We start from the raw sequence: 16,332 nt of genomic DNA on the forward strand, positions 1-16,332 counted from the left end.
CGTCACAACCTCTCCAGGTAGCGGTGCACCAGCATCACGGCCATCGCGCCCTCGCCGACCGCCGAGGCGACCCGCTTGGCCGACTCCGCTCTCGCGTCCCCGGCCACGAACACGCCGGGAACGCTGGTCTCCAGGTGGTACGGGACGCGCTCCAGCGGCCAGCCCTTCGGCAGCGTGCCGCCCGGTGCGAGGTCCGGCCCGGCGACCACGAAGCCGCTCCCGTCGCGGACCACCACCCCCTCCAGCCAGTCCGTCAGGGGCGCGGCACCGATGAAGACGAACAGCCACTGCGCGTCCACCCGCTCGGTGGCGCCGGTGGCCAGGTCGCGGAGGGTGAGTGCCTCCAGATGGTCGCTCCCGTGGGCCCGCGCCACCTCGGTGCCGGCGCGGACGGTGACCGAGGGCAGCTCCGCGATCTGCTGGACGAGGTAGTGCGACATCGAGCGGGTCAGGTCGGCGGCGCGGACCAGGATCGTCACCGAGCGGGCGCCCCTGGCCAGGTACACCGCGGCCTGGCCCGCCGAGTTGGCGCCGCCGACGACGTACACGTCCTTGCCCGCGCAGCCGGCCGCCTCGGTGAGCGCCGCGCCGTAGTAGACGCCCCGCCCGGTGAGCTCCGCCACCCCGGGCGCGGCCAGCTGCCGGTAGGTCACACCGGTCGCCAGGATCACCGTGTGCGCGGCGATCTCCGAGCCGTCCGCGAACCGGACCGTCCGGGACGGGCCGACGGCCTCCAGCCCGACGACCTCGCGCGCGGTCAGCATCTCGGCGCCGAACCTGGCGGCCTGGCGGCGGGCCCGCTCGGTCAGCTGGGCGCCGGAGACGCCGTCGGGAAAGCCCAGGTAGTTCTCGATCCGCGAGCTCTGGCCGGCCTGCCCGCCGGTCGCCGTGCGTTCGACGAGCACCGTCCGCAGGCCCTCGGAGGCGCCGTAGACGGCGGCCCCCAGCCCGGCCGGCCCGCCGCCGATGACGATCAGGTCGTAGAACTCGGCGGACGGCGCCGTGGCCAGCCCGACCCGGCCGGCCAGCTCCCGCGCGTCGGGCTCCACCAGCACCCGGCCGTCCGCCGTGATCACCAGCGGCAGCCGCAGCCCGTCCTCGCCGGCGGCGGCGAGCAGCCGCCGGCCCTCGGGCTCGTCCGACGGGTACCACCGGTACGGCACCTGGTTGCGGGCGAGGAACTCCCGGACCTCGGAGGAGTGCGCGGACCAGCGGTGGCCCACCACCTTCGTCTCCGGCACCGGCCGGTGGTCGGTGGCCAGCCAGCTGTCCAGCAGGTCGTCGACCACCGGGTAGAGCTTCTCCTCCGGCGGGTCCCACGGCTTGAGCAGGTAGTGGTCGAGGTCCACCAGGTTGATCGCGTCGATCGCCGCGCCGGTGTCGGCGTAGGCCGTGAGCAGCACCCGGCGGGCCGCGGGGAACACGTCCATCGCCCGCTCCAGGAACTCGATGCCGTTCATCTGCGGCATCCGGTAGTCGGCGACGATCACCGCGACCAGGTCCCCGCGCAGCTTCATCTCCTGCAGCGCGTCGAGGGCCGACTGCGCCGTCTCGGCCCGGACGATCCGGTGCGAGCCCCCGTAGCGGCGGCGCAGGTCGCGGGCGACGGCCCGGGAGACGCCGGGATCGTCGTCGACGGTGAGGATCACCGTCCTCGGCGCCTCGCCGCTCTCCGCCATCGCTGTCCCCTGCCTGCCTGCTGCGGCCACCGCGGACCCCGGTGGCGCCCGGACTCCGCTCCACCTCTCGCTCCCCACCGATTCTCCGCCCGCGGGCGGAGATGCCGCCTCTCGGGCGCGTGACCGGCCCGGCCTGCGGCGGGAGTCAGCGGAACAGCGCGGCCAGCTCCACCCGCGACCGCACGCCGAGCCGGGTGAAGATGTTGCGCAGGTGGTACTCGACGGTGCGGGTGCTGAGCAGGAGGAGGTCGGCGATCTCCCGGTTCGTCGCGCCCTGGGCGACCAGGCCGGAGATCCGTGCCTGCTGCGCGGTCAGCTCCGGCCCCGTCGGCGGACCCGCCGGGGCGACGCTGTCGCCGGCCGCCCGCAGCTCCGCCGTCGCCCGGTCCGCCCACGGCCGGGCCTCGAACTGCCGGAAGACCGCCACCGCGTCGCGCAGCAGTCCGCGCGCCGCACTCGGCCTGCGGGCCCGCCGCAACCGGCGCGCGAAGAAGAACTCGGTCTTGGCCATCTCCAGGGCCGCGTTGTCGCCGCGGTGCAGCCGCAGGGCCTCCCGGAAGTGCTCCTCCGCCACCGCGTCGGTCTCGGCCACCAGTCCGTGGCAGCGGTGCGCCAGTGCCATCCGGGTGGTGCTGCCCGAACTCGCGGCCCAGGCCTCGAACGAGCGCAGCGCGCCCTCGGCCCTGGCCCGCTGGCCGCAGCGGGCGGCGGCCTCCACGAAGTGCGGCGCGGCCAGCCCCCTGATCGCCAGGTTGATCTGGCCCGCGCCCGCCGCCATGTGGCCGAAGCGGTCCAGCGCGTCGGCCGGGCGGTCGTCGGCGAGGTCGAGGCAGGCCGAGGCCCAGCAGTTGAAGGCACTCGGGCGGCCCAGCTCACGGGTCGCCACCTCGGGCGCGGCGGCCGTCAACCGCAGCGCGGCGGAGGCACGGTCGCCCTGCAGAGCGGCCAGCAGGGCGAGGATCGCCACATGGTCCACCGCCAGATTGCGCTGGCCGGTGGCCTGCGCCAGCCGCATCCCCTCCAGCGCCGCCGTCTCGGCCGCGGCGTGCCGGTCGAGCATCAGGGCGGCGAGCGCCTGGTAGACCAGGGCGCCCGGCACCAGCGACAGGGCGCCCAGCTCCCGGGCGCCGTGCACGGCCTCGACCGCCAGGGTGTACGCGCGCCGGGCGTCCCCGAGCGAGTAGGCGGCCTGGCTGGCCCACGTCACCGACTCCGGATCGTGCACCGCGTCGGCGCGCCGGACGACCTTCCGCAGGGCCGAGGTCGCCTCGTCGTACCGCCCCCGGTAGGTCGCGGCCATGCCGGCGAGGTGGTCGAAGCCGAGCTGCACCGCCGCCGGATCGTCGTCGCGCCGCATCGGACGGGCGCGCTCCGCGAGCGCGAAGTAGGCGGTGAAATCGCCGGCCAGGCAGCTCGCCTCACCCGCGAGCATCAGTGCGCGCACCGTCAGCCCGCGGTGCGAGGGGGCGAACAGCGGGGCGGCCGACGACAGCGACCGGTAGGCCATGGCGGGTACGCCGTCGCGGAGTTCGAGCTCGCCCCGGACCAGCAGGCGCAGGCCGCCGGTGACCGGCGCCGGGCACTGCGGCGGCACCCGGCGCAGCAGGGCCCGCGAGCGCTGCGGGTCGCCGCCGGCCAGCCGGTCCGCCGCCGCCGTGACCAGGCAGCGCGCCCGGGCGTCCGGATGGGCGAGCACCTCGGCGGCCCGCTCCAGGGCGGCCGCGGCCGCGCCGGGGTCACCGGCGCCCCTGGCCGCGGCCGTCGCCAGGTCGAGTTCCGCCATCAGCTCGTCCAACGGTCGCTGGGCCAGCGCGAGTTCGTGCACCACCCGGAACAGCGGCGAGGAGTGCGGGCCCGCTGCCCCGGCCAGCGCGGCATGAGCCGCCTGCCGGTCGGCCAGCGGCATCTCGGCGAGCAGGCAGGACCGCACCAGACGGCCGGGCACCGTCACCACGGACTCGTCCATCACCACCAGCCCGGAGGCGTGCGCCTCGTCGAGCGCCTCCGGCCCGGCCCCCGAGGAGCAGGCGGACGCCAGCAGCGTGCGCACCGGCAGCCGTTCACCGATCAGGGCCAGCCACACCAGGCCCCGGGCCTGCGCCGACAGTGCCCGGAGGCGGTCGCGGTAGGACGCCCGGAGACGGCTCGACGGGGGCAGGGCCGGCGGCCCGGCCGACCACGTCGCCGCGGCCGCCCCCGCCAGTTCCACCAGCGCCAGCGGATTGCCCTCGGCCAGGTCGGCGATCTCGCCGAGCACCTCGGGCCCGAGCCGGGCGCAGCCCCGGTCGGCCAGCAGCTTCGACGCGGCCGCCTCATCCAGCGCCCCCAGCGGCACCGAGCGGGCACCGCCCAGCGCGTCCACGGCCCGGCCGGACGGATCGGCCGCGAGCGCCAGCACGACCGGCAGGCCGGCCAGCCGGCGCGCCACGAACCCGAGGACCCGCAGGGACGGCACGTCCAGCCACTGCGCGTCGTCGACGCACCACAGCACGGGCCGCTCGCGCGCGGCGCCCGCCAGGAGTCCGAGGACGGCGACCGCCAGGGCGAACTCCCCGGCCCCGGGCGGCCGGCCGTCCAGCACCTCGCCGAGCACCCGCGCCTGCCGGGCGGGCAGCAGGCGGACCTGCGGGGCCAGGGGGAGGAGCAACCGGTGCAGCCCGGCCAGCGCGGTCGCGGCCTCGGCCTCGGCGCCCTCCGACCGGTGGACGGTGAAACCGCCCGCCGCGCGGGCCGCTCCGGCCAGCAGCGAGGACCGGCCCGCCCCCGGCGCTCCCACCAGCAGGACGGCTGCGCCCCGCCCGGCGCGCGCCTGCGACACCGCGTCCGCCAGCACCGCGTACTCGCGCTCACGTCCGTGCAGGGGGTGCCCGGGTGCCCCGCGCCCATCCGGCCCAGCGTCCATGGCGCCAGTGTCACGCCCGGGTCGCCGCGATGGGAAGAGGTCGGCACCGGCTCTGGTCATGACAACCACGGAAGACCGGTGATTCCACCGGTCCGCAGCCCCGGGCGGCCCCCGAGACTGCTGCCACCACCCACTCGCAAGAGGAGCCCCCCGTGAAACGGATACCCGCCCTGCTGCTCGCCGCCCTCGCCGCCCTCGGTCTCACCACCGCGGTGCAGCCCGCCACCGCGAGCGCCGCCACCGCCCACACCCCGGTCGTCTTCGTGCACGGGTTCAGCGGCAGCTCCTCCAACTGGGCGACTGCCGAAGCCCTGTTCGCCGCCGGCGGCTACACCTCCGGCGAGCTGTTCGCGTTCGACTACAACTGGATGCAGTCCAACCAGAGCAGCGCGGCGAGCCTGGCGAGCTACGTCCAGCAGGTGCTCGCCAGGACCGGCGCCAAGCAGGTCGACATCGTCAACCACTCGATGGGCGGCCTGGTCAGCGACTGGTACGTCAAGCAGCTCGGCGGCCAGCCCTACGTCCGCCACCTGGCCTCGATCGCCGGCGCCAACCACGGCACCACCTACGCGTCGGCCTGTCTGATCTACACCTCCTGCATCGAGATGTACCCCGGCTCCAGCTTCCTCGCCACGGTCACCTCGGGCGACGTGACGCCGGGCAGCACCAAGTACGGCACTTGGTACTCGCCGTGCGACGGCGTGATCCTGCCCTACACCAGCACCGTCCTGAGCGGCGCCACTAACAACCTCGTCGCCTGCCAGACCCACATCGGCTTCCTCACGGACACGATCACCCTGAGCGCCGTGAAGAACTTCCTCGCCACCTGATCCACCTGATCCACCCGGCCGACCCGGCCCCGGTGCCCGTCGAGGGCGCCGGGGCCGGCGTCGGTGCGGGCGGCGCCCGCCTGCCGGGCGGCGTGACCGGCGGTGTTGAGCCCGGCGGCCGCACCGCGACGGCCGGACCAAGCGGCACGTGAGCGCGGCTTCAGCGGTGGGTGGCAGGCTGGGTCGACCGCAAGCCACCTCCGACCTCGCCGCCGACGACGGCCGCGATGCCGATCGACTGCGCCGAGGGGACTGTCCGATGACGAATCCGAGCAGCGGCCGTCAGGCCAACGTGCTCCTACGCGGTGGGCCGCACTCCGACGGGCAGGTCGCCGTCCGGGATCTGACCGAGGTGCTCAAGCTCCCGATGGGCAGCCACTACGAGCACTACGGGCCGACCCGCGAGCAGGTCAGCGTGGCCGGCCGCGAGCTGACGGTCTTCGAGTGGAGCCACCGGACGTACGTCGCGGAGTAGCCGGCCGCCGCCCCGCGAGGGTGCGGCGACTTCGCCGGGAACGGAGACCGGCCGGGCCCGCAGCGGCCCGACCGGTGATCGAGGGCAGGGGGCGGTGCCCCGGGGATTCTTCCCGGGGCACCGCCCCCGCCGTGTTGGCCACCGGGGTGAGCCCAGGAAGGGGGTTCGCGGCGCGGTCCCCCGGGAGCGGCCGGCCGGTGCTCGGTTCGCGTGCGGTCGGCCCGTACGTCGCAACCCCAGGGCGGTCGGCCCGCCCGCGGACCCGTCCAGATCATGGGGGCGGCCTACCCGGACGGGCCGGAGGGGGCGCCCGGAACATAGGTATGACGCCCCGATGCCCCGCCGGTCGCGGATCGGGAAGATCGCCGTGGGAGGACGGCGGGCCGCACGGTACGGCTGCCGCCGGGCTCCCGCGACGTGGCCGTTCCCCGGCCGGCCGGCGGGCCGTGTCACCGCGGCCGACACCCCATGGAGGAGTCCTTGGACGAGCAACGGCGAGGTGCGCTCCGGTTCTCCGTCCTCGGCCGCCTCCAGGTCGAGGTCGCGGGCCGGCCGGTGCCGCTCGGCCCGCTCAAGCAGCGGCTGGTGCTCGCCATGCTGCTCTCGCGCCCCAACCGGCCCGTCTCGCTCAACCTGCTGACGGAGGTGGTGTGGCAGGACGAACCGCCGAGGACGGCCCGCAAGAACCTACAGGTCTACGTCTCCGCCCTGCGCAAGCTGCTGGGGGACGACGCGGGCGAGGGCGACCGGGCGCGGATCGTCCACGACTGCGGCGGGTACCGGCTGCGGCTGGAACGCTCGGAGCTCGACGTGCTGCACTTCCAGGACCTCGCCCAGGCCGGCCGGGTGGCCACCACCGCCGGCGAACTCGACGCGGCCGCCGACCTGTTGCGCCAGGCCCTGGACCTCTGGCAGGGCGAGCCGTTCGCCGACCTGCGGAGCTCGCCGCTCGTCCGGGCCGCGGCCGAGCAGTTGGAGGAGCGCCGGCTCGGCGGCTACGAGGACTGGGCCGAGGCCGAGTTGGAGCGGGGAGGCACCGCCTCGGGAGTCGCCGAGACCGTCGGCGAGCTGGTCGAGCAGCACCCGCTGCGCGAGCGGCTGCAGGCGGCCCGGATGAACGCCCTGCACCTGATGGGCCGCCAGTCCGAGGCCCTGGCCGTCTACGACCGCTACCGCCAGCTGCTGGCCCGGGAACTGGGCCTGGCGCCGAGCCCGGCGCTGGAGAGACAGTACCGCTCGATCCTGACCGCCGGACGGACCCGCTCGGCGGCCGGCCTCGCGCGGACGGTGCTCCCGCCCGACACGGCGGACTTCACCGGCCGTGCGGAGCAGGGCCGCGAGCTGCGGGAACTCCTGGGCGGGGGAGGACGGGTGGTGGTGCTGGTGGGTCCGCCGGGGATCGGCAAGACCACCCTGGCCGTCCGGGTCGCCCACCTGCTCCAGACGGAGTTCCCGGACGGCCGGCTGCTGGTGAGGCTGCGCGAGGCGGACGGGTCGCCGCGGCCCTGGGAGGACGTGCTGGCCGAGCTCGCACGGCTGGCGGGCCTGGCGGACCTGGTGGGCCCGGCCGGCCGCCCCGGCGACGACCCGTACCGGAGCCTCGCCCGCTGGCACGCCTGGCTCGCCGGCCGCAGGGTGCTGCTGGTCCTCGACGACGCCCCGGACGAGGCGGTCACCCGCGCACTGCTGCCCGCCGACGGTGCGAGCGCGGCCGTGGTGACCTCGCGCGCCCGGCTCGCGGGCCTGGCACCGGTGCACCGGATCGAACTGCCGCCGTACTCGCCGGCCGAGGCGCTGGAACTGCTCGGCCGGATCATCGGCCCGCACCGCCTGCGCAGCGATCTCAGAGCCGCGGAGGCGATCGTCGCCGCGAGCGGGATGCTGCCGCTCGCGGTGCGGGCGAGCGGGCTGAAGCTGGCCGTGCTGCGGCACCTGCCGCTGCGGGAGTTCGCCGCCCGGCTGGCGGATCCGTGGTCGGTGCTGGACGAACTCGCCGCCGGCGACGTGGTCGTACGCCCGCGACTGGCCCTCTGCTGGCGGGATCTGACACCCGCCTGCCGGGCGGCACTGCTGCGCCTGGGCCGGCTCCCGCTGGCCCGGCCGTTCACACTGGCCGGGGCGGCGGTCGCGCTGGGCTGCGACGAGGGCACCGCGCTCAGGGAGCTGGAAGCCCTGGTCAACTCCGGCGTGGTCACCCTGCCGGCCGCCGAGGTGAGCGTGCACCGGGCGGTCTACGTCCTGCCGCTGCTCGTCCAGCTGTACGCCCGGGAGGTCGCGGTGCGGATGTCGGGCCGCCCCCGGAGCCTGCGCGCCGAGCCGCGGGGACGGCAGGTGGCCCGGTGAACGCGCGGGCCCCCCGGGATGCGGGGCCCGGCGGGCGGGCTCACGGGAGGGTCACCACCTGGGCGCAGTAGCCGAGCCCGGACCCGAACCCCATCAGCAGGGCCGGCCGCCCCGACAGCCGGCCCTCCGCCAGCAGTGACTCCAGTGCCAGCGGGATCGAGGCGGCGGAGGTGTTGCCGGTCTCGACGATGTCCCGGGCCACCCGCACCTGCTCCGGCAGGGCGAGCGCGGTCACCAGGGAGTCGACGATGCGCAGGTTGGCCTGGTGGGGGACGAAGGCCGCGAGGTCCCGGACGTCCAGCGCCGCCCGGGCCAGCGCGGCGGCCGCGACGCCCGGCATGGTGCCGGCCACCCAGTGGAGCACCTTGGCCCCCGCCATCCGCAGGTGGCGGGCCCGGGTGTCCGGCCCGTCGGGCCCGCAGCACCAGGGGTCGGGCTGGGCGATGGCGTCGGCCCCGGAGGGATCGCTGCCCCACACCGCGGGGAAGATGCCGGGCCTCGGCGAGGCGCCGACCACCACGGCCCCCGCGCCGTCGCCGAAGATGGCGGCGGTGGACCGGTCGGTCGGATCGACGATGTCGGACATCCGCTCCGCGCCGACCACGACCACGTGCCGGGCGCCGCCCGAGGCGACGAGCGCGCGGGCCAGCTCCAGTGCGTGGCAGAACCCCGCGCAGGCCGCCGACACGTCGAAGGCCGAGCCCTCGAAGCCGTCCAGCAGGGCGCCGACCCGGCTGGCCAGCGGAGGGGCCTGGAAGAGGTAGGACATGGTGGCCGTGATGATCACCCCGACCTGGGTGGCGGACACCCCGGCGTCGGCCAGTGCCTTGTCGACGGCCGTCGCCGCCATCACCTCCAGCGTCTCGTCGGGCTGGGCGAAACGCCTGCTCCTGATCCCGGTCCGGCGCCGGATCCACTCGTCCGAGGAGTCGATCCGGCGGCAGACCTCCTCGTTGCCGACCACGCGGCGCGGACGGTAGCCGCCGACCCCGGTGATCCTCGCGTACCGCGGGGGCTCCCCGGCGGGTGCGTACTCGGCCATCGCTGTTCCTCTCGTTCCCTGGGTGGTCTCCGGTACCGGGGCGAGGTCCGCCGGGCGGGCCCGCTACCCGGCGAGCCTGCGGTACCGGCTGCCGTGGAAGACCAGTGGCTGGACCTGCGGATCGACGCCCATGACATGCACCCGGAGCAGGACGATCTCGTGGTCCCCGGCGCGGATCTCCCGCTCGACCGAGCAGTCGAACCAGGCGCCGGCGCCGCCGAGCAGCACGGCGTCCTCCCCGCTGCGGTGCCACTCCAGGCCGGCGAACCGGTCCGCGCCGCGCGCGGCCAGCTGCCGGCCGACCCCCTCCTGGGCGCCGCCCAGCACGCTGACGCCGATCCGCGCGGCGCGGCGCAGCCGCGGCCAGGTCGTCGAGGTGAGCGCGACGCAGACGGAGACCAGCGGCGGGTCGAGCGAGACCGGGGTGAAGGAGGAGGCGGTCAGGCCGACCGGTGCGCCGTCGACCAGCGCCGCCAGCGCCGTCACACCGCTCGGGAAGGCGCCGAAGGCGCGGCGCAGCGCGACCGGGTCGGGGGTGCGGCCGACGGGCTCCACCGGGATGGCCGCCGCCTCCGGTGCGCGGCCGCCGAGGCCCGCCCCGGCGCTCACCGCGTCACCGGCGCCGCGCCCGGGGCGCCGCCGGGGCCCCGCGCGCCGTCGAAGACCGCCGCCGCGGCGGCGTAGTCGCCCTCCTCGCGCGCGGTGTCCATGATGAACGTCCCGCACCCGGCGTCGATGTACCGCATGATCTCCGATCCGACCTTCTCGTGACTGCCCACCAGGTAGGGGCAGTACGTCGCGTAGTTGAGGAACGGCCCCATCCAGTACGGGCTGTCCGGCCCGCCGGGGAACTCCTTGGCGGCGGACAGCCGTTCGACCCAGTGCGAGTCCGAGACGCCGCGGGCCAGCATCTGCGCGAGCCGGCCGGCCCGGCTCGCCGGGAAGCGCTCGTGCGCCACCGCCCAGGCCTGGCTGTCGGTGTCGCGGGCGATGAGGCCGATGCGGACGCCGCCGCCCCGCAGCTCGGCGTGCGCGTCCGGCCCCGCCCCGTCCGACGGCTCCGGGTAGCGCACGGGGACGGCGCCCAGGGTCCGGGCCGCCAGCAGGCCCGCCTCGGAGGAGCCCGAGATGTACAGTTCGGGCCTCAGCGCGGCGGGTATCGCGGGGAACAGCGGAGGCGTCCGCACCCGGTAGTAGGCGCCCTCGAAGTCGACCGGGGTGCCGGCCAGCAGCCGCCCGACCAGTTGCGCGTACTCGGTGAGCCGCCGGTACCGCTCGTCGTGCGGGGTGTCGTCGCCGAGAGCCGCGAGGTCGGCCACGGCGCCTCCGGCCACCAGGTTGAGGGCGATCCGGCGCCCGTACACCGACGCGTAGGTCGCGATCCGCTTGGCCACCGCGTAGGGGTGGTTGTAGACGGGTTGCAGGGCGACCAGCGGTGCGAAGTCCTCGGTGGCCGTGAGCACCTCCTGGGCGACGACCCAGGGGTCGACGGTGTTGTTGTCGGAGTAGACGAGGGCGCCGGTGAAGCCGGCCGCCTCCGCCCGGCGCGCGGCGCGGCGGACCGTCTCCAGGTAGCCGCCCGGACCGGCGGGCGGCGGAATCGTCGCGAACAGCCGAAGGCCTGGGGTTTCATCGGCCACGGAGCCACCTCTTCTCGTCGGCCCGACCCGGCAGGGGGGTGTCGCAGCCACGTTAGGGCGCACACGGTGGTGTCCCTCCAGGTAGTGCGCAGGCAACTTTCCTGCCTGTGTTCCGGCGCCCCGAAGCTGCCGCCTACTTGCCTGTCCCGGCCGCGGCGGCCCTCCTAGGCTGGCGCAGCATCACCCGTGGTCACCGGAGTCGGGTGCCCTGCGAACGAACGGAGCCGTCCGTGCCCGAGTCCGCCCGTCTGTCCCACGGTCAGCTCTCCGTCTGGCGCGACATCCGGGGGCTGGGCCGTGATCGCTGGCACGAGGCCAACACCCGGACCATCTGGGCGGTGGCCGACGACGGGGAGCCCGGCGTGGACGAGGTCGAGCACGCCGTCCTCGGGCTGGCCGGCCGGCACGAGTCGCTGCGGACGGTGTACGAGCTGACGGATCCGTACGCGCCGGCCCAGCGGGTGCTGCCCTCCGCGGGCGAGGCCGGCTCGGGGGCGGTCGATTCGGGGGTGGTCGAGTGCCGTCCCGAGGAGTTCGACGAACTCGTCAGGGGCCTGGCGGCCGAACCCTTCGACCTGCGGGCCGCGCCCAGCTGGCGGTTCCGCGTCGTCACCGTGGGAGGGCGCCCCCGCGCGGTGGTCATGATCAAGCATCACATCACCGCGGACGGCTGGAGCAACGCCATCCTGGAGTCGGAGTTCCGCGCCGCCCTGCACCCGGCGGCGGAGGCCTCGGCGACCGTCACCGCACCGGCCCCGCGCGAGCTGGCCGCCTGGCAGCACTCCGACGGCCAGCGGGCCCGCCGGGCGGCGCTGACCGCGCACTGGGAGCGGATCTTCGACCTCGACGCCGCCTCGCCGGGCACGGCCGGGGGCGCGGCGGCGCCCGGCACGGCGTCCCAGTACTCCGTGCGCTCCCGGCAGGCGTACCAACGCGCGCAGCGGCTCGCGGAGCGGTTCTCCGTCCCGGTCTCCAGTGTCGTGCTGGCCGCGTTCACCTGGAGTGTGGCGCGCGCCGCCGGCCCGGGCACGCCGGTCGTCCAGCTGATGTCCTCCAACCGGTTCGTCCAGCCGTGGAAGAACGTGGTCAGCTCCATGAACCAGTGGACGGCGGTGTCGCTCGGCGACGCACCCGGGGAGTTCGAGCCGTTCGTCGCCCACGTCCACACCCAGAGCCTGCCGGCCTACCGGCACGGGATGTACGACGTGGACGAGGTCGACGCCCTCCGCGACCGGGTCCGCCGCGGCCGCGATCCCTACCAGGCGTCCTGCGCCTTCAACTTCCTGACGGACGCCGCGGCGCCCCCCGGGTCCGCGCCCGAGTCCGGAACGGTCCGGGAGGTCCCGTTCTCGCTGATCGGGCACCCCTGCTACCTGCGGGCCACGGACGAGGGCGGCCGGACGCTGGAACTGCGGCTGCGCACCATGGGGATCGCGGACGGCGTCACCCGGGACATCCTCGAAGGCACCGTCGCCCGGCTGTCGGACGCCACCCCCTGAACCGAACACACCCTTCCGGCCTCTGCCCGCCCATGGAGTCGCCCGTGCCTGCCCATGTGATCGTCCTCCACCGTTGGACCGACTCCTACGCCGACTACGCGGCCTACCTCGACCACGCCGTCCACCGGGTCAGCTACGTGACCACGCCACGGGCCCGGGCGGCGCTCCCGGCGGCCGCGGCCGCCGTCGCGGTGGTGCCGAGCACCGAGGACCGCGCCGAGGTACGGGCCGCCGTCGACCGGCTCGCCGCCCGGCACGGCGCCCCCGGGCGGATCGTCGCCCTGCACGAGGTGGACCTGGACGTCGCGGCCGAACTGCGCGAGCAGCTCGGGATACCCGGCGAGACACCGGACCAGCTGCACCCCTTCCGCGACAAGCTGGCGATGGCGCGCCGGCTCGCCGCCCACGACGTCCCGGTGCCCGCCGCCGACGCCGCACCCGACCACCCGGCGGTCGCCGGGTTCGCGCGGCGCCACGGCTGGCCGGTGATCCTCAAGCCCGTCCGCGGAACGGCGAGTTCGCACGTCTCCCGGCTGGACGGGCCGGCCGACCTGGCGGCGTACGTCTTCCCCCCGGGCGTCCCGCTGATGGTGCAGTCGTACCTGCCGCACGAGATCCTGCACGTCGACGGGGTCGCCGCCGACGGCGACCTGCGGGTCTGGCGCGCCTCGCGGTACCTCAGCACCTGCCTCGACTTCACCCGGGGCGACGCGCTCGGCTCGGTCGAGATCGACGACCCCGTCCTGCTCAAGGCGATCGGGGAGTTCACCCGGCGCGCCGTCCTCGCGATGTCGGCCGACCCGTGGGTGTTCCACCTCGAACTCTTCGCCTCCGAGGAGGGCGACGAACCGGCGTTCCACGTGCTGGAGGTCGGGGCGCGCCCCGGCGGGGCCGAAGTCCCGTTCGTCTGGCGCGAGGTGCACGGCGTCGACCTGATGGCGGCCGCCGTCGACGTCCAGCTCGGCCGGCCGCTGCCCGCCTACACCCTCTCGGCGGATCCGGCCGACGGCGACGGCGAGTGCGGCGGCTGGCTGCTCGTGCCCACACCGGCCGCGCGCCCGTGCCGCGTCCTCGCCGCGGCGCCGCAGAGCGCCCTGGAGGACGGGCCCTACGCCGAGCGCCTCCCCGAACCGGGCCGGCTGCTGGCCGACACCCCCGGCTACGAGCACTCGGGCGCGCGGTTCCGCTTCCGCGGCCGCACCGGCGCCGACGTGCAGCGCGCGGTCACCCGCACCGCCGCCCGCTTCGACTTCCGCTGCGAACCCGTCGACGCGACCCGCCCGCCCCGCGTCGTCATCGTCGGCACCGGCGGCCGCGAGTACCGGGAGTACGCGCTGCAGGACGCGGCGGCGCACGGCCGGGTGTCGACGGTCAACGACACGCCCGCCGGCTGGGAGCTGCCGTACCTCGCCGGGCACCGGGTGGCGGACACCGGGGACGTGGACGCGCTCACGGCGGCGGTGGCCGGGATCCTGGACGGCGACACCGGCCCGGCCGGGCTGCTCACCTGGAGCGAGGTGCTGCTGGAGCGGACCGCCGAGGCGGCCGCGCGCCTCGGGCTGCCGCACATGGCCCCGGACGCCGTCCGCAACTGCCGCGACAAGCTGCGCACCCGGCGCCTGCTGGAGCAGGCCGGACTGCCGTCCGCACGCTACGCGGTGGCGCACGGCCTCGACGAGGCCCTGGCGGCGGCGGCCCGGATCGGGTACCCGGTGGTGGTCAAGCCGCGCGCCCTGGCGGGGAGCAGCGGCGTGGTGCTGGCCCGCACGCCCGCCGGGCTCGCCGACGTCCACCGGCACGCGGCCGCGGCCGCGTTCGCGGGCCTCGACCCCCTCGACGGCCTGATGATCGAGGAGTACCTCGACGGCCCGGAGATCAGCCTCGACAGCGTGGTCGTCGCGGGCGAGGTGCACTGCGTCAACCTGGCGCGGAAGCGGATCGGATACCCGCCCTTCTTCGAGGAGGTCGGGCACCTGGTCTCCCCGTGGCGCCACGAGCCCTGGGCCGACGAGGTGGTCGACACCGTCACCCGGGTCCACGCGGCCCTCGGGGTGACCACCGGCGTGACCCACGCCGAGCTGCGGCTCACCCGCAGCGGTCCGCGCCTGGTGGAACTCAACGGACGGCTCGGGGGCGACTTCATCCCGCTGCTCGGCCGGCTGGCCACCGGCGTCGACCTCACCGCGGCGGCCGTCGACGTGTCGCTCGGCAGCCTCCCGGTCCTGCGGCCGACCCGCGAGCGCTGCGCCGAGGTGCGGTTCCTCTACCCCGGCCAGGACGGCACCGTGGGACGGCTGGACGTCTCCGGCGCCCGCGAGGTACCGGGCGTGGAGCGGGTGGTCGCCCTGGCGGCCGCCGGGCAGCGCCTGCTGCTCCCGCCGCGCGGCGTGGTGCCGAGACTGGCCGCCGTCATCGCCACCGGCGGCGACGCCGCCGAGTGCGGCGCCGTGCTGGACGAGGCGATGAGCCGAATCGTTGCAACCATCACCCCCGTGGAGGAGGCGTGAACACGGACATGACCCTGCCCCGAGTCACCCATGTTGTGCTGGGATTCAGCGTCGGCCTGCTGAACCAGCTGGACCGGATCCTGCCCGCCGGCTCGGTCCTGGTGGTCGAGGAGCCCGCGATCTGCGCCGCCCGGCACGTGGCCGAGCAGCTCGGGCGGCTCAACTGCGCGGCGGGGGTCGTGGAGGCCCCCGTCCAGGACGAGGCGAACGCCGCGGGGCTCGCCGCGCTCGTCGAGCGGCCGGCCGCGGTGCGCGCCGTGCTGCCCGGCCTGGAGTACACGGTGGTCGCGGCCGCCGAACTGGCCGAGGCCTGGGGGCTGCCGAACGGCGGGCCCCGGGCCGTCCGCGCCTTCCGGGACAAGGCGCTGCTGCGCGAGACGACCCGGGGCCGGGGGATCGGGCAGCCGGACTGGCTGCGGGTCGAGGACCCGCAGGCCGTCGCCCGGTTCCGCGACGAGCACGGCGGCGAGTGCGTCCTGAAGCCGACGCACCTCCAGGGCAGCGCCGGCATCCAGCTCCTCGGGCCCGAGGACGACATCGACGAGGCCTGGAAGCGGACGGAGGGCGCCGACGAGGTGCACCTGCGCACCGCGCACGCCGGCCGGGCCGGCTACGTGGCCGAGGAATGGCTGCACGGACCGGAGATCAGCACCGAGGTCCTGGTGCACGAGGGCCGCGTGGTGTTCCTCAACACGACCGCGACGCAGCTCTTCCCCGGCCGCCACCCGGTCGAACTCGGCCACGTCGTCCCGGCCCCGGGCCAGGGCGCGGCGACCGAGCAGGCCGTGCACGCCCTCGTCGCCGCGACGGGCTTTCGCAGCGGCATCCTGCACGCCGAGTGGATCCTGCGCGAGGGCACGCCCCACCTGCTGGAGTGCGCCGCCCGGCTGCCCGGGGACTACATCCCGTTCCTCATCGCCCTGGCCTACGACAGCGACCTCGTCCGCGGCTTCGTCGACGTGCTGGAGGGGAGGCCGCCCGTGATGGCCGGGGCCCCCGTCCGGGGTGCGGCGGTCCGGTTCCTGGACGCGGCCCCGGGAGTCGTCCGGGAGGTCCGCGGCCTCGACCCGGCCCGGGCGCTGCCCGGGGTGGTGGACATCTGGCTGTCCGCCGAGGAGGGCCGGACGGTCGAACCCGTGACGAGCTCCTGGTCGCGGGCCGGCGAGGTGGTGGCCGTGGGCGCGGACCGGGAGGAGGCGGCCGCCAACGCGCTGGCCGCGGCCCGGGCCGTCGAGATCGTCACCACCCCGCTCCCGTAGCGGGATCCGCGACCACCCGCCCCGACCGGGCGGCGCACCACCGCGCGGCTCGGCCCCGGCCGGGCCGCGTCGGCGTTTCCGGGAGCAGCGCCGCGACCCCACGCTGGCGCGCCGCCCCGGGAACGCGGGAGCCGGGGCCGGTACCGACATCCACGT

Annotated in this window: 11 protein-coding genes; 6 read left to right on the plus strand and 5 right to left on the minus strand. The window is 76.0% G+C overall.

Annotated elements, in window-relative coordinates; genetic code table 11:
• Positions 1–2: 2 nt before the first annotated feature.
• Both ACFUK0_RS31655 and ACFUK0_RS31660 read right to left on the minus strand, forming a co-directional pair.
• The gene (locus ACFUK0_RS31655) at positions 3–1,679 is read right to left on the minus strand and encodes an FAD-dependent oxidoreductase (protein ID WP_380255921.1); all 1,677 of its coding nucleotides are present in this window, start codon (positions 1,677–1,679) and stop codon (positions 3–5) included.
• Between the two features lie 145 nt (positions 1,680–1,824).
• Positions 1,825–4,581 (minus strand): AAA family ATPase, encoded by a 2,757-nt coding sequence (locus ACFUK0_RS31660; protein ID WP_380255922.1) that lies wholly within the window; start codon positions 4,579–4,581, stop codon positions 1,825–1,827.
• A gap of 152 nt (positions 4,582–4,733) precedes the next feature.
• Here ACFUK0_RS31660 and ACFUK0_RS31665 point away from each other — a divergent pair, with 152 nt between their 5' ends.
• The 3 genes from ACFUK0_RS31665 to ACFUK0_RS31675 all read left to right on the plus strand — a co-directional run bounded on the left by ACFUK0_RS31665 (position 4,734) and on the right by ACFUK0_RS31675 (position 8,229).
• Positions 4,734–5,411, plus strand: a complete 678-nt coding sequence (locus ACFUK0_RS31665; protein WP_380255923.1) for an esterase/lipase family protein — start codon at positions 4,734–4,736, stop codon at positions 5,409–5,411.
• A gap of 259 nt (positions 5,412–5,670) precedes the next feature.
• Positions 5,671–5,886, plus strand: a complete 216-nt coding sequence (locus ACFUK0_RS31670) for a DUF5988 family protein (protein ID WP_380255924.1) — start codon at positions 5,671–5,673, stop codon at positions 5,884–5,886.
• Between the two features lie 480 nt (positions 5,887–6,366).
• Positions 6,367–8,229, plus strand: a complete 1,863-nt coding sequence (locus tag ACFUK0_RS31675) for a BTAD domain-containing putative transcriptional regulator (RefSeq protein WP_380255925.1) — start codon at positions 6,367–6,369, stop codon at positions 8,227–8,229.
• Positions 8,230–8,269: 40 nt separating this feature from the next.
• Here the strand turns inward: ACFUK0_RS31675 and ACFUK0_RS31680 are convergent, their stop codons facing one another.
• The 3 genes from ACFUK0_RS31680 to ACFUK0_RS31690 form a co-directional block, all read right to left on the minus strand.
• Positions 8,270–9,271, minus strand: coding sequence for a beta-ketoacyl-ACP synthase 3 (locus tag ACFUK0_RS31680; protein WP_380255926.1), 1,002 nt, complete (start codon positions 9,269–9,271; stop codon positions 8,270–8,272).
• A gap of 63 nt (positions 9,272–9,334) precedes the next feature.
• Positions 9,335–9,880, minus strand: a complete 546-nt coding sequence (locus tag ACFUK0_RS31685; RefSeq protein WP_380255927.1) for a flavin reductase family protein — start codon at positions 9,878–9,880, stop codon at positions 9,335–9,337.
• A complete protein-coding gene (locus tag ACFUK0_RS31690) occupies positions 9,877–10,911 on the minus strand; it encodes an LLM class flavin-dependent oxidoreductase (protein WP_380255928.1) in 1,035 nt (344 codons plus the stop codon). Before ACFUK0_RS31690 ends, ACFUK0_RS31685 begins: the two co-directional genes overlap by 4 nt.
• Before the next feature lie 230 nt (positions 10,912–11,141).
• Here ACFUK0_RS31690 and ACFUK0_RS31695 point away from each other — a divergent pair, with 230 nt between their 5' ends.
• The 3 genes from ACFUK0_RS31695 to ACFUK0_RS31705 are packed head-to-tail and all read left to right on the plus strand — an operon-like array spanning position 11,142 to position 16,176.
• Positions 11,142–12,410: a condensation domain-containing protein gene (locus ACFUK0_RS31695; protein ID WP_380255929.1), complete on the plus strand. Its 1,269-nt coding sequence runs from the start codon at positions 11,142–11,144 to the stop codon at positions 12,408–12,410.
• A 44-nt stretch (positions 12,411–12,454) separates the two neighbouring features.
• On the plus strand, positions 12,455–14,917 hold the full coding sequence (locus ACFUK0_RS31700) for an ATP-grasp domain-containing protein (protein ID WP_380255930.1): 2,463 nt from the start codon (positions 12,455–12,457) through the stop codon (positions 14,915–14,917).
• 8 nt (positions 14,918–14,925) lie between these two features.
• Positions 14,926–16,176: an ATP-grasp domain-containing protein gene (locus ACFUK0_RS31705; protein WP_380255931.1), complete on the plus strand. Its 1,251-nt coding sequence runs from the start codon at positions 14,926–14,928 to the stop codon at positions 16,174–16,176.
• The last annotated feature ends 156 nt before the right edge of the window (positions 16,177–16,332 follow it).

It is taken from the genome of Kitasatospora sp. NPDC057223, assembly GCF_042669755.1.
Taxonomy (GTDB): Bacteria; Actinomycetota; Actinomycetes; order Streptomycetales; family Streptomycetaceae; genus Kitasatospora.